Here is a 22,308-nt window from a genome sequence, read left to right as displayed (position 1 = left end):
GTTCCGGCTTCTGTGGTTGGGTTCGGTCAGCGGGACCTGAGACGGACATCCGCCTTGTCGCGCAGCCAGTCGCCAAGGATCTGGACTGCGAATGTGAGGAGCAGGATCACCATCGCGGGGGCGAGAACGATCCAGGGGGCCGTCGGCAGATAGTCGCGGCCGATGCCGACCATCGATCCGAGCGTTGCGGTTGGCGGTTGAACGCCGAGACCGAGGAAAGACAAGGTCGATTCCAGGATGACGATGTTGGAAAAGTTCAGTGTGAACTGGACGACGACCGGCGAGACGACATTGGGCAGGATGTGCCTCACCGCAATCCGGAGCGGCGTAGCACCTGCTGCACGTGCCGCTTCGACAAAGGGCATCTGGATCAGCTTCTTCACTTCACCGCGCACGATCCGCGTGTATTGCTCCCAGCCGTAGACACCGAGCACGAGGATCATCACGTCCAGGGATGAGCCCATGACTGCCAGAATGAGAAGGGCGATCAGGGTGAAGGGAATGGCGATCTGCGCGTCGACCAGGCCCATGATGACCTCTTCGAAAACACCGCCGATGATGCCGGCCATCAGACCCAATGTACCGCCGATCAGAAGACCTATGACGGCTCCCGCAAGGGCGAGTGCGAAGGTCAGCCGCAGGCCGTAGATGCAGCGGGAGAAGATATCCCGGCCGAGTTCGTCGGTGCCGAAATAGAAGCCGTCCTTGTAGCGTTCGAACCCGATTGGCGGTCGCAGCCGGGAAATGAGACTTTGGGCATTCGGGTCGAAGGGGGCTACCCAGGGGGCGGCAAGTGCCGTCACGACCAGGATCAGGCCAATGAGAAGCGCGATCCGGACAATCCAGTTCGCATCCGACCAGATCGGCAGACGGTATGTTCTTGTGCCGGTATTACGCGGCGAAGACAGGTTGTGTGTTGCGTCGGTCATGCGCTTATCCCTTGGCAAGGCGGATGCGCGGATCCGCGAAGGCGTAGGCGATGTCGACCACTGCGTTGATCACGATGACCGCGACAGCGACGGACAGGACACCGAACTGGAGGACGGGGTAGTCACGCAGGATGGCGGACCGGACGAGGAGGTCGCCGATACCGGGCCATGCGAAGATCGATTCCACGACAACGCTACCCGCCGCCGCGAGGCTGGCGATCTGTAGTCCGACCACGGAAAGCAGCGTGATCGACGCGTTGCGCAGTCCGTGCTTCAGAATGACGATCCACTCCGGCAGACCCTTGGCACGGGCTGTGCGCATGTAGTCCTGGCTGAGCACGTCCAGCATGGCGTTGCGGGTGAAGCGGGTGATCGCCGCAACCAGCGTGCCGGAAATGGCAAGCGTCGGCATAATGAAATGCAGCGCCGTTCCATCGCCAATGACGGGAAGCCAGTTGAGCGTGTAGGCAAAGATCAGCACCAGCAGGATGCCGATGATGAAGGACGGCACGGCATATCCGAGAAAGGCGATCACCATCACCACGCTGCCGATGATGCTGGTGCGGTAGATGGCGGCCAGAATGCCAAGCGGAATGGAAACAATGAGCGTGAAGCAGACGGCGCTCAGCAGCAGTTTCAAGGATGGCCAGGCACGTTCGAGAACGATTTCCGAAACCGGCCGCCTTTCCAGGAAGGATAGTCCGAACTCGCCCGAAAACACCGAGCTGAGATAGCGCCAGTACTGAGTGCCGATGGAGGAATCCAGACCGTAGTAAGCGATCAGGAGGGCCCGGTCTTCCTTGGTGATGCCTTCGCCGAGAACGAAGTCGACCGGATTTCCGGAAAGCCTGGTGGCGAAGAAGACGAGCGTCACGATGAGGAACAGGGTGATCGCCATCCGCAAAAGGGTTCGCAGAACGTAGGTCAACATGCGCTCGCCTCCACTGGCGATGGGTGAGCGGACGGTATCGGCTCGTTCACGGGAGCACCGTTCGCGATCGGCGAGGGCGTTGCGACGAGGTGAATGAAATCAAGACCGGCAAGGGTTGCCGCCGCGCCGTCGGTCGCGGCGTTGTCGCCCACAAAGACAGCCTCGCTCGCCGGAACGCCCGCAGCTTCAAGTGCCGCGTTGATGAGGAACGGCTGAGGTTTGCCGATAACCCTTGGCGCGATCTCCGGACAGCACGCCTTGAAAGCTGCAAGCAGGGAGCCGGTTTCCGGCACCGGGCGACCGTCCGCATTCGGGTGGGAAAGATCCGGATTGGTCACGACCAGCTCTGCGCCTTGCTCCAGCAGTCGCAAGGCCTTTTCCAGTCCGGTCAGGGTGAACTTTGTATCCCGGGCAAGCAGGACGACGTCGGTCCGGTCGTTCGCACGCTCAAGGCCGAGCTCTGTTGCAAGAGCGTGAAGCGGCTGTTCGGCAATTACATGGATGCGCGCGCCCGGACGTTCCGCTGCGATCGTGCGCACAGCCAGCTCACCTGCAAGAAAGATGCTTTCCTGCGGCAGCAGCAGTCCGATTGCGTTCAGTTTTGCCGATAGCGTGATGCTTGTGTCGGCCGAGTTGTTTGAAACGATCGATACCCTTCTGCCGGCAGCCCGGACAAAATCTTCCGCGCCCGGCAATGCTCGTCCGGCGGCTATCAGGCAGCCGTCCAGATCGCACAGGATTGCGGCATAACCGTCAACCTCCGCGGCGCCAAGCCATTGAATTGTTGTTGTTTTGCGAGCCCGCATTGCGAAGTCCATATCTGTCCGGTTGCCTCTCGGTACCACCGATCGGCATTGAGAATCCGCCGGTACGGCAGGCGGATTGTTCTGGTCAGGAAGGGCCGTGCTCCGTTGGCGTGGCCCGCTGAAATCGCAATCAAATTGTCGTCACTCTGTGACGCTGCCGTAACAGAGCGAACCTATGGTTTGAGGTGATCAAACCTTTGGCTTTGCTAATCGGAGAAAACCTGGAATGACCCTTTCCCTGTCGCGCATTCGGGCGGTCAACGCGGTCGCGTCCGGAGGCTCATATGCTGCAGCGGCACGGGCGCTGAAGATTTCGCAGCCGGCCGTCGCGCGTCATGTGAAAGACCTTGAAGCGGAATTCGGCGTACGCCTGTTCGACCGGAAAAACGGTGTGTTGTCGCCAACACCGCTGTGCAACGAGCTATGCGATGTCGCCGAACGAATGGCAGAAGCCGAACGCGCAGCAACACGGCTTTTGACCCGCCACAACACCTTGCTGAATGGTCGTTTGAAAATCGGATTGGGAAATTCGATGCCGGGCATGGCGTTGATCGCGCAATTTCTCAAGCGACATCCGGGCATCGAAATCGCGGTGGAAACAGGTTCGCATGAGCGGATCACGCGGGCAGTGCTGACCCGCGAAGTCGACATCGGTGTGCTGCCGGATGTGCCTGCGGATGGCCGTTTCCGGCGCGCCTTGCTTGCAAGGCAGAATGTCGTTGCCATCGTCCATCCCGACAGCCCGCTTTCCCGGGAGGCGGCCGTGACCTGCGAACGGCTGATGGCCGAACCCCTGATTTTCCGGACAAGGGGATCCTCCACCCAACGGGTGGTCGACAGGGCCTTTCGTTCTGCCGGGTTCGAGCCTTCGCCTCTTTTGACACTGGACACCCGTGACGCGGTTTATGAAGCAGTGGTCAATGGCCTCGGGGTCGGTTTCATGTGGCGGTTCGGAACCGGTCGAACCGATGTCGTTCACCGGGTTCCGGTCTCGGACATGCAACGCCAATACGAGGAAGTGGTTTTCTCGCTCGGCGACGAGCGCAGCATGTTGTTCGACGTTTTCTTTTCCGCCGTGGAAAGCTTCCGCACGGAGGCGGACGTCATTCTGGACCACTAGCAGGCGAGGGGGACGCCTAGGCGGTGATCGCCTCTGCAAGACGCACAGCGGACGCCACACCATCAATGACGGGTACCTTGAATTGCGCCGTCAGGTCGGCGGCCAGATCCGCCATGCCCGCGCAACCGAGTGCGATTGCGCCAATGCCGTCCAGTCTCAGAGCGGCCTGGATTTCCGCCTCGATCTTGTGCCGGGCATCGCTCTCGGGGTTTTCCAGTTCGAGAACCGGTACGTCAGATGCGCGCACCCTGACACATCGGGCGGCAAGGCCGGTGCGCTGCAGGTTCTCTTCCAGCACCGGTACGGAGACGGACAAGGTGGTAACCACCGAAAACCGTTCGGCCGCCACGGAGGCAACATGGTAGGCCGCCTCGCCGATGCCAACCACCGGGACGCGGGATTTCGCCTTCAGTTCCCACAGGCCGGTGTCGTCGAAGCATGCGATGATGACCGCGCTGATGCTAGGGTCGGTCTTCAGCGAGCGCTCGAAGAGATCGAACAGGCCGGGCAGGGCGGCCTCGCCATCCGCTGGCCCTTGAATGGCTGCCGGTCCCTCCAGCGGATTGATGGCCGTAATCCGGCTGAAGGGACCAGCTGCGGCGCGAGCAGCCGCCGCGATCTTCTGCGTCATTGAAGCCGTGGAATTCGGATTGATGACGAGGATGTGTATGTCGCGCATGTAAGGCCCTAGACCATGCCCTTTCCGGCATCCGAGCCGTGCCGTGACCTGCGTTTGTTCAGGATGACGACAATGGCCAGGAACAGGCCGATGATGCCGAAGGAGAAGGCGGTTGTCAGAGTGCCGAGCGCAAAGATCACCGGCGTCGTGACGTTTGTTGTCATGCCGTAGATTTCCAGCGGCAGCGTGTTGTAGCTGCCGGCCGTCAGAAGCGTGCGGGCAAACTCGTCATAGGACAGGGTGAAACCGAACAGGGCGACCCCGATCAGCATCGGCGCGATTATCGGCAGCACGACATGACGGACAGTCTGCCAGGCGCTTGCGCCCTGGTCGCGCGCGGCTTCCTCGTAGGATTTGTCGAAACGGTTGAAAACCGCGAACATGATCAATAGGCCGAAGGGCAAGGTCCAGGTCAGCTGCGCGCCGAAGCCCGAGGTCGACCAATGCACGGCAAGGCCGGACTGGGAGAAGATCAGGCCGACGCCGAGCGAAACCAGGATCGACGGGATCACCAGCGAGGTGATGATCAGATAGAAGATCGCACCGGACCCGGGAAACCGCTTGCGGAAGGCAAGGCCGCCCATGACGGAGACAACGACCGTTGTCACCATGACCATGAGGCCAAGCACGAGCGAGCGCGAGAAACTGCCCCAGATATCCCCGACGGCCTGTTGTTCGAACAGGTCGTGGAACCAGTGCAGCGAGACGCCGCGCATCGGGAAGGTCAGCCCGCCCTGCGGTCCCTGAAAACTCAGGATCGCGATGGTGACTGTCGGGCCATAGAGGAAAACCAGGAAAAGGCCAAAGAACGCGGCAAGCGCATAGAAGGAGCGCGAACGTTTTTCCATGATCAGAGCTCCTTCCGGATGTCGACGAAGCGCAGCAGGATCGAGATCACCAGAAGCACCGTGATCAGCAGGATGACCGCTGTTGCCGCGGCAGAGGGATATTGCAAAAGCGCGATGTCGTTGGAGATCAACCTGCCGACATTGGCCTTCTGGCTGCCGGACATGAAGCGCACGGTAATGAAGTCGCCCATCACCAGCGTGACGACAAAAATGGAACCGATCATGATGCCGGGTTTGGTCAGCGGAATGATGACGTTGGTGAGTGTCTGCAGACCGGTGGCACCATTGTCATAAGCTGCCTCGATCAGCGAGCGGTCGATACGCATCATGGTGTTGAAGATCGGAACCACCATGAACAGCGTGTAGAGGTGGACAAAGGCCAGGATCACTGAAAAGTCGGAAAAGAGCAGCCAATCCAGCGGCTCGTCTATGACGCCCATCGAGATCAACGTGGAATTGGCGATGCCGTTGCGACCCAGGAACGGGATCCAGGAGATCATGCGGATGATGTTGGATGTCCAGAACGGGATCGTGCACAACAGAAACAGAACGATCTGCCAGGTCAGCGTGCGCACGTGAAAGGCGAGGAAATAGGCAACGGTAAACCCGATCACCAGTGTGATCGCCCAGGTGATCAGCGCGTATTTCACCGTGTTGAAGAACACCTGGTAGGTCACCGGAGACGTCAGCAGGAATTCGTAGTTGTCGAACTGGAAGGCCGGGTAGATAGAGAATTCCGTCGCTCCCCAGAAACTCACCACGACGATCATGGCAATCGGCAGAACCAGGAAGAAGAACAGCACCAGCGCCAGAGGCAGCGACAGTAGCCAGCCGGTCATGGCATCGGGCAGGCGGCTGAGGCTGAAGGGAGCCTTTGCACGAGCTTTCGCAGCCGGGGCCACGCTGGAAATGGACTGTGTCTGATCCGTCATGAAGGTCGGGTCCGGTAAGTAGAGAAGGCGGGTGTCATGCTCGCCCCGGGTGTCTTGAAGTGCCCGGGAAAAGTTTCCCGGGCACCAGTGTGTCGGCTCAGCCTCAGGCGGCGATGAACTCGTTCCACTTGCGAACCATGTACTGGTTCTCGTCCATGACAGCGTTCCAGCAGGCAACGGCACCCATGCGCTCGTAGAACGAGCCGCCGTCGCGGGTTTCGCCGGCTTTCGCCAGAACGTCACCGAACGGGTTGGTGATGTCGCCGGTGGCTTCCTTGCCTTCGAACCAGTAACCCCACTCGTTCTCGTCCATGTGGTTCTTGGAGGTTTCCGGCACGGCCGAGTAATAGCCCTGGCGCATCAGGAAGCCGCCGACCCAGCCGTCGAGATACCAGTTGATGTATTCGTAGGCTGCTTCCAGTTCGAGGCCGGTCAAGCTCTTGGAAAGACCGATGCCACCACCCCACGACCGGTAGCCTTCTTTGAGCGGCTGATAAACGCAATCGATGCCGCGGGACTTCACGGCAGTGATCGCCGGAGACCACATGGACTGGATCACGACTTCGCCGGACGCCATCAGGTTGACGCTTTCGTCGAAGGTCTTCCAGAAGGCGCGGAACTGGCCGTTTTTCTTGGCTTCGGTGAAGATCGCCATGGTCTTGTCGATCTCTTCGCGGGTCATGTTGCCCTTGTCGCCATACTGGATTTCGCCCATGGCTTCGCAAACCATGGCCGCATCCATGATGCCGATGGAAGAGATGTCGAGGATCGATGCCTTGCCCTTGAATTCCGGGTTCAGCAGTTCGGTCCAGCTTTCGATCGGGCGGCCGATCAGGTCCGGACGGATGCCGAGTGTGTCGGCGTTGTAGATGGTCGGGATGAGTGTCATCCAGCCGGTTTCTTCGGTGGCGAACGCCTTGCCGTCCGGACCGTCGACAAAGCCGACCGTGTGCGGAGCGGTGCCCTGTGCGATCACGGATTCCGGCGTCAGCTTGCCGCTTTTGAAGATGCCGACGATCTTGTCGTAGTTCTTGATCTTGGAGGTGTCCATTGCCTGCAGGTTGCCGGTCGGCCAGACCTTCTTGCAGATCCAGTATTCGATGTCCGCAATGTCGAAGCTGTCCGGCTGGGTCGCCGCACGCTGGGTGACGGCGTCACTGTCCAGAGCGGTCATTTCCAGGGTGAAGCCGAGATCTTCCTTCACCTTCTGCGCTACTTCGTTGAGGTTGGAAACGCCGGTGCCGAACTGGCGCAGGGTCACGTCCTTGATGTTCTGTGCCCAGATGGTCGGGAAGCCGGTGATGGCTCCCGAACCCAGGGCCGCACCGGCAGCAGCAGCGCCGCCTTTCAGGATGCTGCGGCGGCTGACGCCTTTCTTGGTCATCTGTTCAGTTTTTCCCACTGTATCTGTCATGTTCTTACTCCTGTTCCCCTCTGGAGTTTGTTCGGCCTCGGGAGAAGGCCTTCGATCGGCAGCCTTCAGGCAGCCAGTTGGTGTGCGTCTTCCGGCTTCCATGTCAGGAAGACGGTTGCGCCGATTTCGATCGGGTCCTGGAAAAAGGCTTCGTCGGTGAGAGCGGCCGTCAGATCGCCGGCGCCCCCCGCATCAAGCGCGAGATTGACGGTGGAGCCGAGGTATTCGACGTCCTTGACGAAGGCCGTCAGAACAGCGCCGTCCTCTCCGGCCGCCTTTTTCACCCTCAACCTGTCTGCCCTCAGCGCGACCGAAGCGCCTTTCTGCTGCAGTACGTTGTGGCCGCCGATGAAGCGGGCGACGAACTCGGTTGTTGGCGTGTTGAACACGTCGCGCGGGCTGCCTGCCTGCTCGATCTTGCCGCCGTTCATGACGATGATGTCGTCCGCCAGCGCAAGGGCTTCGTCCTGGCTGTGCGTGACGTGGATGAAGGAAATGCCGAGCTCGCGCTGCAGCTTCTTCAACTCGAGCCGCATCTTGATGCGCAGGAACGGATCCAGTGCCGACAGCGGTTCGTCAAGCAGAAGCACGGAAGGTTCGGTGATCAGGGCACGGGCCAGGGCAACACGTTGCTGCTGACCGCCGGAGAGCTGCGAAGGCAACCGTTCAGCATACGCCGCCATATCCACCAGTTCCAGCAACTGACGGGCCTTCTTGAGCCTGACCGGTTTTTCGACACCCTTCATCTTCTGGGAAAAGGCGACGTTGTCGACCACGGACAGATGCGGAAACAGCGCATAGTTCTGGAACATCATCGCCGTGCCGCGCCGGGCAGGTGGAAGATCGGTGATGTTGGTGCCGCCCAGAACGATGTCGCCGGTGGAGACGCTTTCATGGCCGGCAATCATTCGCAGGGTTGAAGACTTGCCGCAGCCCGATGGCCCGAGCAGGCAAGAATAGGTGCCGGCGGCGAATTTGTGATTGATCGCGTCGACCGCAATGGTCTCGCCGTAGATCTTGGTGGTGGCTGCCAGTTCAAGGTCCAGGGACTTCGCCATGGCCGGACGTCTCCTTCAGAAAACCGTTTTCGGCTCCTGAGACAGCAAGTGCCGTGCCAAAGCGTAAAACTGGCGGAATTCCGGAGATCCTGATGAGAAGGCGGAGCGATGAGTAAATTCTCACCGGTAAAAGTGCACAATATTTTGGCAAATTAAATACGATATGAACAAAAATTGTATACGATCCTAGATTGCCGCTTCAGGTGGCGGGGAGTAGGATCAAGGCACCGCTCAACCCCCATTGGGCACTTCAAGAAAAATGACCAAACCTGTGACCACAGCCGATCTTGATCAACGCAGCAAGCTGCATGAAGTCTTTGCCCTACCTCAGGGACGGGCCCTTGAAATCTGCCTGAAGCTTCAGACTGCCATTCTGGAACACAAACTGACACCGGGGCTGAAACTGTCTGAGGATGAGGTGGGCGAAATATATGGCGTCAGCCGTACCGTCGTGCGCGCTGCGTTGCAGGCACTCGCCCATTCCGGGCTGGTCGCCATGGAAAAGAACCGTGGTGCCTTCGTCGCAAAGCCATCGATCCGCGAGGCTCACGAGGTGTTTCAGGCCCGTGCGCTGATCGAGCCTGCCGTGGCCAGGCTGGCAGCCGATGTCATCACCGACAGGCAGCTCGCGCAGTTGCACGCACATCTGGATGCGGAACATGCAGCTCTTCATGCCGGTGACATGGGCAAGGCGCTGTTCCTGTCCGGAAGCTTTCATACGGAGATTGCGGATATCGCCGACCATCGGGTGTTCGCCGGCATGATCCGATCACTGATCTCGCGCTCTTCGCTGATCATCGCTCTTTACTGGAAACGCTCAGACACTGCCTGTGAAAGCCACTCTCATCATGCCCTGATGAATGCCTTTGAAAAGCGCGACGGCGCTGCAGCCGAGAAGATCCAGAAGAGCCACATCGTCGATCTGCATTCCGGTCTGGATTTGCGAGAGAAGTCAGCTCTCGGCCGCTCTCTTGGAGAAGCGCTCGGCAATGGCTGAAGAGCGGAACCCGGAAGAAGCGAGAGAAGGTTAGCGTCCGGCAGAAGCTCCGGCGCCACCGGCATTTGCGTTTGCTCCACCGTTTCCGGCGGATGCGCCTGCGCTGGTCCCGCCAGCCGACGCGCCGGCGCTTGCCCCGCCGCTGTTAGAAGCACCTGCGGAACCGGCGTTACCAGAACCCGAGCCGGCGTTACCACCAGAGCTTCCGCTGGAATTTGCACCAGAGTTTCCGCCAGAATTTCCGCCAGAATTTGCGCCAGAGTTTCCGCTTGAGTTCCCATTGGCGTTACCACTCGGCCCGCGATCACCCGAGTTGCCGGAGGAGGCATTTGCGTTGCCGTTACCGCTAGCGGCATTGTCACGCCCGCCGGTGGCGGTGTTCTGAGCTTTTGAGCCCGCAGGTGAGAGGCTTGCCGGGGTATCGCCGAAGCTGGGCTTGCCAGGTGTACCTTGCTGGATGGCGGCGCGGCTCTTGCCGACGGATTTGAGACCGTTGAACTTCCCCGGAGCGCTTTGGACGCTTTGGCCTGCACGCAGGTCGCTTTGCTGCCCGGATGCGAGATCCTGAACACCAACGACGCCGCGCTGAACCGAAACCTGACTTTCGTTGCCGGTTACGGTTACCGAAAAGCGGGTTCCCTTGACGACCGCTGCAAGATAAGGCGTTTCAACCCTGAAAAACGGTCTGCCGCGGGTCTCGACATCGACATCGATCGTTCCCTTGCGTTGAAGCAGCGTGGTCTGGCTGTCGTTGCTGCGATATTGCGACAGCGCAAATTCCGTATTCGGGCCGACCGTGATGCTGTCGTTGCCTCGCTGCAGCACGGCGCGTGCGCCTTTTCGCGTCGCAATGGTATGGCCCTTGTGAAGTGCCATCCCCTTGCGGGCCCGGTGCGCCTGAATGCCTGGTGCGACCAGATAAACCGTTCCGGAAATCCGTGTGATCACCCATTCGGCTGCATAAGCTTTTGTCAGTCCTGCAGACAGGGGAATAAGCAGCAGAGCCAGCAGAACAGCTGCGGCACGAGTTTTCAGCGTCCTGCACAAAGCCGGAAGGCTGTTATAAGGAAGGCAGTAAACAGCGTGGCCGGCGTGCATCGGCAATACTCGATAGTTGTGTTGTCATGCACTCTTATCGATACCGGCTTAACGTAGGGTGAATAATAAAGGTTCAATTTATTCTTGCAATTGTAAGTTTAAATAGTTTGACTTAGATTTTTTGAGTTGATTTTATTTCTTCTGCTGTACTGAAGGTAATAATTCTTTCACCATGTCAAGAATAGTTGGTTTGGTATTCAAATCGGCAACCCAGGTCGGGTGGTTCATTTCCTGGCACAGATTGCGTAGCGGTGCTGCGTTGCCCTTTCCAGACCCTTGAAGAAAGGCAGGTGACGCCGTTGTGCCCGGTGAACGGCTTTCAGGTCCGTATCGACAACGATTTGAGTGAAGCCGGCCTGCTGCAATAGCTCCACGACTGCTTCTGCCCTTGCTCCCCTCGAGAAATGAACGCGGGACAGGATGCTGCGATGTGTTTCCATCATGTCTGCCGGCTTTGCTTCCGGTTGCGCGAGCAAGCCAAAGCGAGCACGAGTTTTTGAAAACGTTGCAAGCAACTTTGCGAACCAGCCAGGATTGACAAAGTCTCCGTCGACGACGAGCAGCTGTCCTCCCGGTTTCAGCACCCGGTGCCATTCCGCAAAGGCGGCCGCAGGATCGACCAGGGTCCAGACAAGGTGCCGGCACGTTATGGCATCGTAGCTTTCGGACGCTTCCATCGTGCGTTCGGCATCGCCAAGCAGAAAGCGGATCGTGCGCCCGCGTTTCATTGCCTTTTCTCGGGCCTTGGCAAGCATGGGTTCCGCCCAGTCCATGCCGGTCACCTCAAAGCCGAGGTCGTCGAGCAGGTGCGAGATAACGCCGGTTCCGGAAGCAAGGTCAAGAACGCGCCTGGAGCCGCCCGGGCCCAGATGCTTTTCGAACAGCCTTATCCAGGCGGTGTGCTCTTCGTCGGAAAAAATCTCGTGGCCCGGCTGGGTGTCGAAGGTCTCGGCCCGCTTGCCCCAGTATTCCTTGATTTCTTCACGCAGATCGAAATTCGAGAGTGTGTCTGCGTCGCTCATCAGGCGTATTGCTCCGGTTGCTTGGAACCATTCCAAAAGATAATTCTTGACTCATATACTCAGGAAAAATACGAAAAACAAGAATTTAAAACTCAACTTATAACCTCAATAAAAAATCGAGGCGGATGTGAGCAAAATCAGAAGCTTGGCAGCATCTTTGCTGGTAACGGCTACTTTTCTTCCGGCAATGGCACTTGCCGGCGACGTGGTAACGGTCACGGATATTACCGGCCGTGAGGTCGAGGTCGAAGTGCCGGTGGAAAAGGTCATCCTGGGCGAGGGGCGCCAGATCTATTTCACCGCCGCGCTGGATGGTGAAGACCCCTTCAAACGTGTCGTCGGCTGGCGAGACGATTTCGAGAAGGCGGACAACGACGGATACCATCAGTATCTCGAGAAGTACCCGGAAATGGCCGATCTGCCCACTTTCGGCGGCATGAAGAACGGCACTTTCGATGTTGAGCAGGCCGTTGCACTCCAGCCGGACGTGATCATCCTGAACCTCGACGCCAAGGTTGCGACCGAAGAAGGCGGCTACATCGAGAAACTCGGCAAGGTCGGCATCCCGGTTGTCTATGTCGACTTCCGCGAAAAGCCGATGGAAAACACCGAGCCGTCCATGCGCCTGATCGGCAAGCTCTACGGCAAGGAAGACAAGGCCGAGGAATTCATCGAATTCCGGGCAGCCGAGATCGCCAAGGTGACAGACAAGCTGGCGGCACAGTCAGATCTCGCGAAACCCGTTGTGTTCGTGGAGCGTGCAGGCGGCTATTCCGATGATTGCTGCATGTCGTTCGGCAACGAGAATTTCGGCAAGATGGTTGAAATGGCCGGTGGCATCAACATGGCTGCCGAGATCATTCCCGGCACCTTCGGCACCGTCAACCCGGAGCAGATCATCGCGTCCGATCCGGACCAGATCATCGTGACCGGTGCAAACTGGGAGCTGTATGTTCCCGGCGGGAATTGGGTTGGTGTCGGCGCCGGCGCGGATCCGGAAGTATCGGCAGACAAGCTGGCGGGCCTGATGGAACGTCCGGGCTTTACTGGCGTAAAGGCTGTCCGGGACAACAATGTCCATGCCATCTGGCATCAGTTCTACAACAGCCCTTACCAGTTCGTCGCTGTTCAGCAGATCGCCAAATGGCTGCATCCGGAGCTCTTTGCTGACCTTGACCCGGAAGCGACTTTCCAGGAATTGCACGACCGCTTCCTGCCGATCGACTACCGGCCAGGCTACTTCGTTTCGTTGAACTCGAGTAAATAAGATGGCGGTTTCGGAAATCATTCCGGCTGAGGAGGGGCGCGGTCTTTACCGCGCCCTTGCGTTCAGGCGCATTCTGGTTATTTGCGGGCTGATCGTCGCTCTGGCGTTCAGCTTTTCTTTGGATCTGGCCCTCGGACCGGCCCGCTATCCGCTGTCGGAAGTGCTTTCCGCCCTGGTTAATCCGTCCGGCGCCGATCTGCAGACACGCGTCGTCCTATGGGACATTCGCATGCCGATCGCGCTGATGGCGATCACCGTTGGGGCCTGCCTGTCCCTTGCGGGTGCGCAGATGCAGACGATCCTTGCCAACCCGCTGGCCAGCCCCTTCACGCTAGGCATTTCCGCTGCTGCCAGCTTTGGCGCGGCCCTGGGTCTTGTCGCCGGCGTCGCGATCTTTCCGGCCGCAGTGCAATACATGGTCCCGATCAATGCTTTCCTGATGGCCATGGCGGCTTCGCTGTTCATCTATCTGCTGTCCACTGTACGGGGCGTGACTGTTCAGACCATCGTTCTTCTGGGGATCGCATTGGTGTTCACGTTCAACGCTCTGCTGTCACTGCTGGAATATCTTGCGTCCGAACAGGCGCTGGCTGCGGTTGTCTTCTGGACCATGGGGTCGCTGACCAAGGCGACATGGGGCAAGGTTCTGGCGACCTTCATCATTCTTGTTGTCTGCGTTCCGTTCTTCGCACGGCATTCCTGGGCTCTGACAGCCCTTCGGCTCGGCGACGTCAAGGCGGCGAGTTTCGGCGTCAACATCAGGTCGCTTCGGCTGAAAACGCTGCTCGGCGTCAGCCTGCTGGCGGCGATCCCCGTGTCCTTTGTCGGGACGATCGGGTTCGTCGGGCTTGTCGGACCGCACATTGCCCGGATGCTGGTCGGAGAAGACCAGCGTTTCTTCCTGCCTGCGGCAATCTTGTGCGGTTCCTTGATGCTGTCGGCAACATCGGTCGTTTCCAAGATCATTCTTCCGGGGGCGATCCTGCCCATCGGCGTCATCACCGCGCTTGTCGGGGTTCCATTCTTCTTCGCGCTCATTTTCGCCGACCGGAGGCAGTCATGGTAACGTTGCAGCTGAAAGGGGTTGGCGCACGCTATGGCTCCACTCTTGCGGTCGAAGGGGTCACGACACCGGTCTTCTCCGGCGGTGAACTGACGGCGGTGATCGGTCCCAACGCGGCCGGCAAATCGACCTTGTTCAAGCGCATCTCCGGTCTATTGAAAGGCCCCGGCGATGTCGTGCTGGCCGGCAACCGGGCAGCGCCCCGGGATGCCATCCGCTATATGCCCCAGGATACCCACGCCAATGCCGTCCTGACGGTTTATGAATCCGTTCTGCTGGCTGCCAAACAGGGTGAGGGCTGGCGTGTAAAGGACTCTGAACTCGTCGAAATCGACCAGATCCTGAAGGCGCTTCAGATCGATAGCCTGGCGTTCCGGAACCTTGGCGAACTCTCCGGCGGTCAGCGTCAGCTGGTTTCGATTGCGCAGGCACTGGTACGCCGTCCGGAAGTTTTGATGATGGACGAACCGACCTCCGCGCTGGATCTCTACCGGCAGGTCGAGGTTCTGAACTTCATGCGTGATCTGGCACGCCGCCAGGGCACCCTGGTTCTGATTGCCTTGCACGATCTCAATCATGCCCTGCGGTTCTGTCGGAACACCATGGTGATTGCCGAAGGGCGTCTCGTTGCCGCCGGCCCGTCCGAAGATGTCATCACGTCAGCGATGCTGCGTGACATCTACCGTGTGGAGGCGCGCGTGGAGGCCTGTTCGCGCGGAGAAAATCACGTCATCATCGACCGGTCCGCTGCCTGACGGCGCGTGATCGGCCGATGGCCAACGCTGATCAATCCTGGTCGACGTCTATGCGGGCTTCTTCGACAGTCGAGGCCAGATCCCGGTTCGCATCCAGAAGCACATTCTGGTGCAACCGGATCCGCCACAGGTGATAGGAAACCCTGTGCAGCCAGCGCAAGGCATCCAGTTTCAGCCAGACTGTTTCCGCCGGGACTGCATCGGCGGCGGCCATTGCAATCAGCCGGTCACGATTGAGGCGGCGTTGTCGGCGCATCAGCAACCGCAACCGGTCCAGCGTCTTCTCCTGTGTCTTGGCGTCCTTCTGCCTGGTGGAAATGTCCGTGACGCCGAGAAGCAGACCCGCCAGGCGCTTGAGCCGGTGATCCAAAGACAGCTCGTCGATCCTCTGCCGCTGGTCGCAACGGTAGAGAAGGCGGCTCAAATGGTCGAGAATGTGAAACAGGCCTTTCAGTTCCTCCTGAAAGGCCATGTCGTTCGGCGGAACGATGATCTTGTCCAGATATGTCCGTGCTTCTGCGATGGCCTTGGCCAGGTCCTCCCGATCCAGTTCTTCATAAGCAGATGACTTTGCGCCCAACCGACCGCGCAGGCGTTCGATGATCAAAGTTTCCAGATGTGCGACGGTCTGCCCCGCCAGGGACGCGGCTGCGTGCGGGTCCCGCAATACGAGCGGATCCAGACGGCTGGTCAGATCGGAGCCTTTTTCGGGAACGAGATGTTCGATCAGCCGGGCGAATGGCCGCGCAAGTGGAAGCACCAAGACGACGCCGAGCGCATTGAAGAAACTGTGAAATGCGACAAGCGCAATCTGGCTGTCGCCGTTTCCGGTCAACGCCCCGGCCACAAGCTGAAACGGTCCTAGAAGGAAAAACGCCATGACACCGGTCATGACGTTGTAGATCACATGCGCATAGCCCGTACGTCGGGCCATGGTGCCACCGCCGATGGTCGCCAAAGCTGCCGTAAATGTGGTTCCGACGTCCATGCCGATTACCAGCGCCGCTGCTTGCGGAAAGTTGATCGCACCGGCGCCAAGCGCAGCCAGCGCCGTTGCAACGCCTGCGCTGGAGGACTGTGTCACGACGGTGATCAGCATGCCGATCAACACCAGCTGCAGCCGGCCGAAGAGTGTGTCCGGCGGAAAGTCGGTCGGGGTTACCACGCCGCTGAAGGCGTCCAGACCGTCTTTCATGTGTTCGATGCCGATAAAGATCAGGCAAAAGCCCGCGAGCGCCTGGCCTGAGAGTGCGATCCGGCCACGGAATGCCAGCCGCGCAATCGCGCCAAAAAACACGAAGGGCAGGGCGATCTGGCCAAGATCCAGCTTGAAGCCGAGAACCGCAACCAGCCACCCTGTCAGGGTCGTGCCGACGTTGGCACCGAAGATGACGCCGAGCGCCTGGGGAAAGGTGAGGAGGCCGGAAGCGACAAAGCCGACAGCGGCAACTGTGGTTGCACTGGATGACTGGATGACTGCGGTGGTGAGAGCACCCGTCACGGCGCCCGACAAGGGTGTTGAGGTAAACCTGGACAACACGTCGCGCATGCGCTGTGCCGCCAGGGCTTTCAGCCCGTCGGTCAGTAGCAGCATACCGATCAGAAACAACCCGACGCCACCAAGCGCGGACATGAAACTCAAAAACATGCAGGCACGTTATCCGACAGGTTAAGTGCCCACAATCAGTCAAGATACTATCGGCTTCGCATTTGCGATCCTTGAGCGTCAGATTGAGGCGAAGGGTGCTTCATGGAGCATCTGCAACTTGAGGCAGAAAGTCCTTTGCTCGCCGGCACGACTGTGGGAGCTTGAACCTGTCAGGCTTATCAAGCTCCTGCCGGATGACGCGCTACGAGGAAGAGAGCAATGAAGAAGTATGAGGCCCCGGGTGTTTATGTCACCGAGCTGAACTCCTTCCCAAACACGGTCGTGCAGGTCCCGACGAGCGTTGCGGTCTTTGTCGGCTACACAGAAACAGCAATTGTGGATGGCAAGGATGTGACCGGCATTCCGGTGCGGATCTCCTCGATGTCGGAATTCGAGGCCCGTTTCGGCGTGGGGCCCATGTTTCGTTTCGACTTCGACCTGCAGGATGGCAAGCCGGCTCTGGTCCTGGAGGAAGCAAGCCGCTTCAATTTGCATGCGGCCATGGGACTTTTCTTCGAAAATGGAGGACATGGTTGCTGGATCTTGTCGGTTGGATGTTACGGCGCGGGAGAGCCCGTTCTCACCAAGTCCGTGGAGGATTTCGGTGAACCTGTCTGGCGAGAGCTCGCCAAGCTGCAGGAGCCGTCGGTTATCGTGATACCCGACGCGGTGTTGTTGTCGTCAGAAGATTACAAGACCGTCAGCAATAGATGCCTTGCCCATTGTACAGACTTGCAAAACCGTTTCGCCATTGTCGACGTGTTCGATGGGAACAGGGCGCGAACTTTGGACGAGAACGACGTGATCTCGGGAAAAAGCGGCCTGCGAACCTTGCTCGCAGCGGAAGATATGAGCTTTGCTGCCGCCTATTATCCCTGGTTGAATACGTCTCACTTCGGTGCGGGGTCGATGACCTTTGAAAATGTTTCGGCTGGTACGCGCAAGGCCTTCTTCGAACATGTTGGCCAGGAGACTGCCATTCAGGCCAATGAGGCCCGGAAAGCCGCTTTCGATAAGGCGGTGAAATCACTGGAGGGCGACGACATCTCCGAAGAGGAGAAATGCACTACTCACAAGATCATGCGGGGTCTTTCAAAGCGCTACAACGAGCTTCTCTCGCAAGCTGTAAAAGCAGTAAGTGTCATGCCTCCGTCAGGCGCGTTGGCAGGTGCATATGCAGCGACAGACGCCCAGGAAGGTGTCTGGAAAGCGCCTGCAAATCTCAGCCTCAATTCAGTCGTATCGCCTTGCGTATCTATTTCCGATGCTGAGCAGGAAGACCTGAACACTCCGTTGGACGGAAAAGCCGTGAACGCGATCCGGTCGTTTCCCGAGCGAGGTAATGTGGTGTGGGGAGCACGCACGCTGGACGGTAACAGCTCGGAATGGCGCTATGTGAATATCCGCCGAACCGCAATCATGCTGGAACAATCGATCAAGGCGGCGCTGGATCCTTTTGTCTTTGCGCCAAACACCGCTCCGACCTGGCTTATGGTGAAATCGGTGATCGAAAATTTCCTGAACGGGCTATGGAAACAAGGGGCTCTCGCGGGCGCTTCGTCGGAAGATGCCTACGGTGTCGAAGTCGGCCTTGGGACGACGATGACGGGCGCCGATGTTCAGGCCGGTTGCATGAACGTCGTGGTGAAGGTTTCGCTCTTGCGGCCGGCGGAATTCATTGTCCTGTCGTTCCAGCAGAAGGTGCGAAAAGGCTAGCCAGAGGAAACCGATCCATTTGGCGCGTCAGGATCGGTCTGAAAAATCTGCGATCGTTTTGCTGCAAGCGAGAAAAGCCGTCCGGCCTACGGCCAGATGAGCGTTTCCGTCTCGTCGCTGTTGCCGCTGCCGGTTACCCGTGCTCCCGACACCTTGGCCTTGCCACTGGCAACCATGGAAAGAGCCTTGGGGTAGATCTGGTGTTCAACGTCCAGCACACGGGCAGCCAACGTGTCAGGGGTGTCATTGTCCAGAACCGGTACGGCTCCCTGCATGATGATCGGACCATCGTCCATTTCAGCAGACACATAATGCACGGTGGCACCATGCAACTTGACACCTTCCTGCAAGGCCCGCTCATGTGTGGCAAGGCCTTTGAAAGAGGGTAGGAGAGCCGGATGGATGTTGATCATCCTGCCCGCCCAGGCATTGACAAGGTAGGGCGTCAGAATACGCATGAAACCGGCAAGGGCGACCAGGTCGATCTTGTGGTCCTTCAAAACGGCATCTACCGATTTTTCGAACGCTTCCCGATCACCCGCATGGTCCTTGTGGTCGACAACTGCCGTTGCAATGCCCAGCTCAGCGGCCCGTTCCAGTCCCTTGGCGTCAGGCCGGTTGGACAGGACAAGCGTGATTTCGGCGGGATAGTCGGGAGACATTGCCGCGGAAATCAGCGCGCCCATGTTGGAGCCGCGTCCTGAGATCAGGATGGCAGTCTTCTTGCGGCTCATGCGCCAAGGTCCAGGCTACCGTCAAACAGCACCGGTGCAGCGCCTTCAGCTTCGATGACGCCGATCTTGCTGACCGTTTCACCGGCATTGCGCAGGACGTCGGCAACCGCATCGGCCTGGTCCGCAGACACGACAATCACCATCCCGGTGCCGCAGTTGAACGTGCGCAGCATTTCCTTCTCGGCAACGCCGCCCGATTTCGCGAGCCAGCCGAACACCGGCGGAACGCTGATCTGGCCAAGATCGATGCGAGCGGAGCAATTCTTCGGCAGGACGCGCGGCAGGTTTTCCGGCAGGCCACCACCGGTGATGTGGGCAAGCGCCTTGATGCCGGAGGTTTCCTTCAGTGCGGCCAGCAGCGGTTTGACGTAAATCCTGGTCGGTTCCATCAGGGCTTCGCCCAGTGTCTTGCCGGCTGCAAACGGTGCCGCATCCGACCAGTTCATACCGGACAGTTCGATGATCTTGCGCACCATGGAATAGCCGTTGGAATGAACGCCGGAGGAGGCCAGAGCAAGCAGCACATCACCAGCGGCAACGTCCGGGCGCGGCAGGATCCCGCCGCGTTCCACGGCGCCGACGGAGAAGCCTGCCAGATCGTAGTCGCCTTCCACATACATGCCCGGCATTTCAGCTGTCTCGCCGCCGATCAGCGCGGCGCCTGCCATCTTGCAGCCGTCTGCAATGCCGGCAACCACATCCGTTGCAGTGGTCACATCCAGCGCGCCGGTCGCGAAATAGTCGAGGAAGAACAGCGGTTCAGCGCCCTGGACCACCAGATCGTTGACACACATCGCAACAAGGTCGATGCCCACAGTGCGGTGCTGGCCGGTTTCAATCGCAATCTTCAACTTGGTACCGACGCCGTCATTGGCGGCAACAAGGATCGGGTCCTGAAACCCAGCGCCCTTGAGGTCAAAAAGACCACCGAAACCGCCGATATCGCTGTCGGCCCCGGGGCGGGAAGTTGCCTTGACCAGCGGCTTGATGCGGTTCACCAGTTCGTTTCCGGCGTCGATATCGACACCAGCATCGGCATAGGTCAGGCCGTTGGGACCAGAGGATTCGCTCATGGGGCACTCCGAGACTGCGTGCGGTTGGCTGTGCCAGTGCGGATTACAGTCTGCCGCCAAGGAACACAAGAGGCGAGCGGTTCTGCGCAGGGCTTAAGAACAGATGGCAGGCCAACTTCCGCATTTTTCTTCAAAACCAGGCCGATTTGAATGGCTCAAAGTGCATTGCCGGCGAAAAAAGAGGTCATGGAGCATCCGGATCACCCTTCAGCGCAAACGGGCTGCAGACAGTCTGTTGCCGGAAATCGGTGTTGCTGGCCTGTTTGAAACCGTGGTCATAGGCTTTGCCTCACGAGGCAGAATTGGCTCCTTGATGGGCCAATGCCGCGAAAAGCCGACTTCTTCTGGACTTGACCGGAGGCGGGGTTTAATTCCATGTCCGGAAGAAAGCCATTCCTACGCACCGGCACAACCGAGGAGCGCCATACATGACCCTTCGCCGTCAGGTCCAGTTCTGGCTGATTTCCCTGGTTGTTCTTTGCCTGTTTCTATATGTCTTCTCCAGCGTACTTCTCCCTTTCGTTGCTGGCATGGCGGTGGCCTATCTGCTGGATCCGGTTTGCGACCGGCTGGAAAAGCTGGGCATGGGGCGGATGTGGGCGACGCTGACAATCCTGTTCGCCTTCGTCCTCATCCTCGTGATGTTCTTCATCCTGCTTCTGCCACTGTTGGGCAATCAGCTTGCCCTTTTCCTGGAAAAGTTCCCGGAGCTGATCCGCAAGCTGCAGGCATTGCTGTCGGATAACTTTCCGGCCGATCTGGCGTCCGTTGCGGGCATCAATGCGGAAGACCTCCAGTCCTCCATGTCCAATCTCATCGGGCAGGGGGCTTCTTTCGTCGGCAAGCTGGCCCAGTCACTCTGGAGCGGCGGTCAGGCGTTGCTGTCGATCCTGTCGCTCTTCGTCATTACACCGGTCGTTGCATTCTATCTTTTGCTCGACTGGGACCGCATGGTCGCGCGTATCGACAGCTGGCTGCCGCGTGATCATCTGGCAGAAATCCGCGGCCTTGCAAAGGAAATGGATCAGGCTGTTGCCGGTTTCGTTCGCGGGCAGGTGTCGGTCTGTCTTATCCTGGGATCGTTTTATGCTGTTTCTCTGGCGCTGATCGGGCTGAACTTCGGTCTCCTGATCGGAATGGTGGCTGGTCTCGTCAGTTTCATTCCCTTCGTCGGGGCCGGGTTGGGGCTTGTCCTGTCCATCGGGGTGGCGCTTGTCCAATTCTGGCCGGAATGGCCCTGGATTATCGCAGTTGCCGCGATCTTTGGCGTCGGTCAGTTTCTGGAGGGCAATATCCTGCAGCCCAAACTTGTTGGCGAAAGCACGGGCCTGCATCCTGTTACGCTTATGTTTGCCTTGTTTGCCTTTGGATATCTCTTTGGATTTGTGGGGATGCTGATCGCGGTTCCCGCCGCCGCGATGATCGGCGTGCTTGCACGCTTTGCCCTGAAGCAGTATCTCGCAAGCCCGGTCTATCGGGGAACCGATCATCCCGTATCGGGGCAAGAAGAACAGGTATCAGAGTAGAAAATGGTGGAAACACCGCGCCAGTTGCCTTTGGAATTGCCGCATGAAGCGGCCTTGAGCCGTGACGACTATCTGGTTGGAGGCTCCAACCGGGCTGCGTTCGAATTGCTGGAACGCTGGCCGGATTGGCCTTCTCCGGTCGTTGTCCTTGCAGGCCCCGTCGGCGCGGGAAAAACCCATCTTGTCCAGGCCTTTCAGGATGAGACCGGCGCTGCTGTTCTGGCTGCTTCCAAGCTCGATCCGCAGTCCGTGGAAACCCTCGTTGCCGCACCCGCTGCCGTGATCGAGGATGCGCACCTGGGCATCGACAACACGGCCCTGTTCCACCTTCTCAACGCGGCGCGTCAGGCGGGCAAGACGGTGCTCATCACCAGCCGCACCTGGCCTGCCAGCTGGAAAATTTCCCTTCCGGATCTGCAGTCCCGCCTGCGCGCGGCCACTCCTGTCGAAATTCTGGAGCCGGACGATGATCTCCTTCGCCGTGTTCTGGTGAAGTTGTTTGCCGACCGGCAGATTGCGGTCGATCAAGGTGTCGTCGACTATCTTGTGGTGCGAATGGAACGTTCGCTCGAAGTCGCCATGCGCGCCGTCGAGGCGATCGATCAGGAGGCTCTTGCCGGGCGGGTCAAGATCACGAAACCACTTGCCGGGCGGGTCTTGGAAAATGTGCATAAAGGCCAATAATCGCCAAT

Annotated in this window: 21 protein-coding genes; 8 read left to right on the top strand and 13 right to left on the bottom strand. The window is 59.0% G+C overall.

Going from position 1 to position 22,308, the window contains the following annotated elements; genetic code table 11:
• Positions 1-26: 26 nt before the first annotated feature.
• From HCG46_RS18910 to HCG46_RS18900, 3 genes are read right to left on the bottom strand one after another with little or no spacing between them, the layout of a single operon-like run.
• Positions 27-929, bottom strand: coding sequence for an ABC transporter permease (locus tag HCG46_RS18910; RefSeq protein WP_168687058.1), 903 nt, complete (start codon positions 927-929; stop codon positions 27-29).
• 4 nt (positions 930-933) lie between these two features.
• Positions 934-1,860 carry an ABC transporter permease gene (locus HCG46_RS18905; protein WP_023004002.1) on the bottom strand — a complete coding sequence of 309 codons (927 nt, stop codon included), beginning with the start codon at positions 1,858-1,860 and terminating at the stop codon, positions 934-936.
• On the bottom strand, positions 1,854-2,666 hold the full coding sequence (locus tag HCG46_RS18900) for an HAD family hydrolase (protein WP_168687057.1): 813 nt from the start codon (positions 2,664-2,666) through the stop codon (positions 1,854-1,856). The genes HCG46_RS18905 and HCG46_RS18900 overlap by 7 nt, the downstream gene beginning before the upstream one ends.
• 226 nt (positions 2,667-2,892) lie before the next feature.
• Between HCG46_RS18900 and HCG46_RS18895 the strand changes: the two genes are divergently transcribed.
• Positions 2,893-3,786 (top strand): LysR family transcriptional regulator, encoded by an 894-nt coding sequence (locus tag HCG46_RS18895; protein WP_055653685.1) that lies wholly within the window; start codon positions 2,893-2,895, stop codon positions 3,784-3,786.
• 16 nt (positions 3,787-3,802) lie between these two features.
• Here HCG46_RS18895 and HCG46_RS18890 read toward each other — a convergent pair whose 3' ends face one another.
• The 5 genes from HCG46_RS18890 to HCG46_RS18870 all read right to left on the bottom strand — a co-directional run bounded on the left by HCG46_RS18890 (position 3,803) and on the right by HCG46_RS18870 (position 8,717).
• Positions 3,803-4,465 carry an aspartate/glutamate racemase family protein gene (locus HCG46_RS18890; RefSeq protein ID WP_023004005.1) on the bottom strand — a complete coding sequence of 221 codons (663 nt, stop codon included), beginning with the start codon at positions 4,463-4,465 and terminating at the stop codon, positions 3,803-3,805.
• Between the two features lie 8 nt (positions 4,466-4,473).
• Complete coding sequence (locus tag HCG46_RS18885) at positions 4,474-5,313, bottom strand: ABC transporter permease (protein WP_055653687.1); 840 nt, start codon at positions 5,311-5,313, stop codon at positions 4,474-4,476.
• 2 nt (positions 5,314-5,315) lie between these two features.
• A complete protein-coding gene (locus HCG46_RS18880; RefSeq protein ID WP_031270739.1) occupies positions 5,316-6,152 on the bottom strand; it encodes an ABC transporter permease in 837 nt (278 codons plus the stop codon).
• A gap of 196 nt (positions 6,153-6,348) precedes the next feature.
• Positions 6,349-7,659: an extracellular solute-binding protein gene (locus tag HCG46_RS18875; protein WP_023014488.1), complete on the bottom strand. Its 1,311-nt coding sequence runs from the start codon at positions 7,657-7,659 to the stop codon at positions 6,349-6,351.
• 65 nt (positions 7,660-7,724) lie between these two features.
• Complete coding sequence (locus HCG46_RS18870) at positions 7,725-8,717, bottom strand: ABC transporter ATP-binding protein (RefSeq protein ID WP_023004009.1); 993 nt, start codon at positions 8,715-8,717, stop codon at positions 7,725-7,727.
• A 259-nt stretch (positions 8,718-8,976) separates the two neighbouring features.
• Here HCG46_RS18870 and HCG46_RS18865 point away from each other — a divergent pair, with 259 nt between their 5' ends.
• Complete coding sequence (locus HCG46_RS18865; protein WP_152506918.1) at positions 8,977-9,714, top strand: GntR family transcriptional regulator; 738 nt, start codon at positions 8,977-8,979, stop codon at positions 9,712-9,714.
• Between the two features lie 30 nt (positions 9,715-9,744).
• Here HCG46_RS18865 and HCG46_RS18860 read toward each other — a convergent pair whose 3' ends face one another.
• Together HCG46_RS18860 and HCG46_RS18855 are read right to left on the bottom strand one after the other, a co-directional pair.
• Entirely contained in the window at positions 9,745-10,662 is a 918-nt protein-coding gene (locus tag HCG46_RS18860) for a FecR family protein (protein ID WP_209009527.1), read from the bottom strand.
• A gap of 374 nt (positions 10,663-11,036) precedes the next feature.
• Positions 11,037-11,834 (bottom strand): class I SAM-dependent methyltransferase, encoded by a 798-nt coding sequence (locus HCG46_RS18855; RefSeq protein WP_168687055.1) that lies wholly within the window; start codon positions 11,832-11,834, stop codon positions 11,037-11,039.
• 187 nt (positions 11,835-12,021) lie between these two features.
• Between HCG46_RS18855 and HCG46_RS18850 the strand changes: the two genes are divergently transcribed.
• The 3 genes from HCG46_RS18850 to HCG46_RS18840 are packed head-to-tail and all read left to right on the top strand — an operon-like array spanning position 12,022 to position 14,919.
• Positions 12,022-13,101, top strand: coding sequence for an ABC transporter substrate-binding protein (locus HCG46_RS18850; protein ID WP_023004013.1), 1,080 nt, complete (start codon positions 12,022-12,024; stop codon positions 13,099-13,101).
• A gap of 1 nt (position 13,102) precedes the next feature.
• Entirely contained in the window at positions 13,103-14,167 is a 1,065-nt protein-coding gene (locus HCG46_RS18845) for an iron ABC transporter permease (protein ID WP_062489027.1), read from the top strand.
• Entirely contained in the window at positions 14,161-14,919 is a 759-nt protein-coding gene (locus HCG46_RS18840) for an ABC transporter ATP-binding protein (RefSeq protein ID WP_055653694.1), read from the top strand. The genes HCG46_RS18845 and HCG46_RS18840 overlap by 7 nt, the downstream gene beginning before the upstream one ends.
• Before the next feature lie 31 nt (positions 14,920-14,950).
• Here HCG46_RS18840 and HCG46_RS18835 read toward each other — a convergent pair whose 3' ends face one another.
• Positions 14,951-16,567 (bottom strand): Na/Pi symporter, encoded by a 1,617-nt coding sequence (locus HCG46_RS18835; RefSeq protein WP_168687054.1) that lies wholly within the window; start codon positions 16,565-16,567, stop codon positions 14,951-14,953.
• Positions 16,568-16,786: 219 nt separating this feature from the next.
• Between HCG46_RS18835 and HCG46_RS18830 the strand changes: the two genes are divergently transcribed.
• On the top strand, positions 16,787-18,283 hold the full coding sequence (locus HCG46_RS18830; RefSeq protein ID WP_168687053.1) for a phage tail sheath C-terminal domain-containing protein: 1,497 nt from the start codon (positions 16,787-16,789) through the stop codon (positions 18,281-18,283).
• Between the two features lie 86 nt (positions 18,284-18,369).
• On the opposite strand, the gene purN is transcribed toward HCG46_RS18830, so the two are convergent.
• Positions 18,370-19,017 carry a phosphoribosylglycinamide formyltransferase gene (gene purN, locus HCG46_RS18825; RefSeq protein ID WP_168687052.1) on the bottom strand — a complete coding sequence of 216 codons (648 nt, stop codon included), beginning with the start codon at positions 19,015-19,017 and terminating at the stop codon, positions 18,370-18,372.
• On the bottom strand, positions 19,014-20,090 hold the full coding sequence (gene purM / locus HCG46_RS18820; protein ID WP_055653699.1) for a phosphoribosylformylglycinamidine cyclo-ligase: 1,077 nt from the start codon (positions 20,088-20,090) through the stop codon (positions 19,014-19,016). The genes purN and purM overlap by 4 nt, the downstream gene beginning before the upstream one ends.
• Before the next feature lie 428 nt (positions 20,091-20,518).
• On the opposite strand from purM, the gene HCG46_RS18815 reads away from it, so the two are divergent.
• Both HCG46_RS18815 and HCG46_RS18810 read left to right on the top strand, forming a co-directional pair.
• Entirely contained in the window at positions 20,519-21,616 is a 1,098-nt protein-coding gene (locus HCG46_RS18815; protein ID WP_023004020.1) for an AI-2E family transporter, read from the top strand.
• A gap of 3 nt (positions 21,617-21,619) precedes the next feature.
• Entirely contained in the window at positions 21,620-22,300 is a 681-nt protein-coding gene (locus HCG46_RS18810) for a DnaA/Hda family protein (protein WP_055653703.1), read from the top strand.
• Positions 22,301-22,308 lie beyond the last annotated feature (8 nt).

The organism is Labrenzia sp. PO1 (genome assembly GCF_012273635.1).
GTDB classification, from domain to species: Bacteria; Pseudomonadota; Alphaproteobacteria; order Rhizobiales; family Stappiaceae; genus Roseibium; species Roseibium algicola.
The sequence above is the reverse complement of the archived record's forward strand: the minus strand, read 5'-3'. Positions and strand labels throughout refer to the sequence as shown.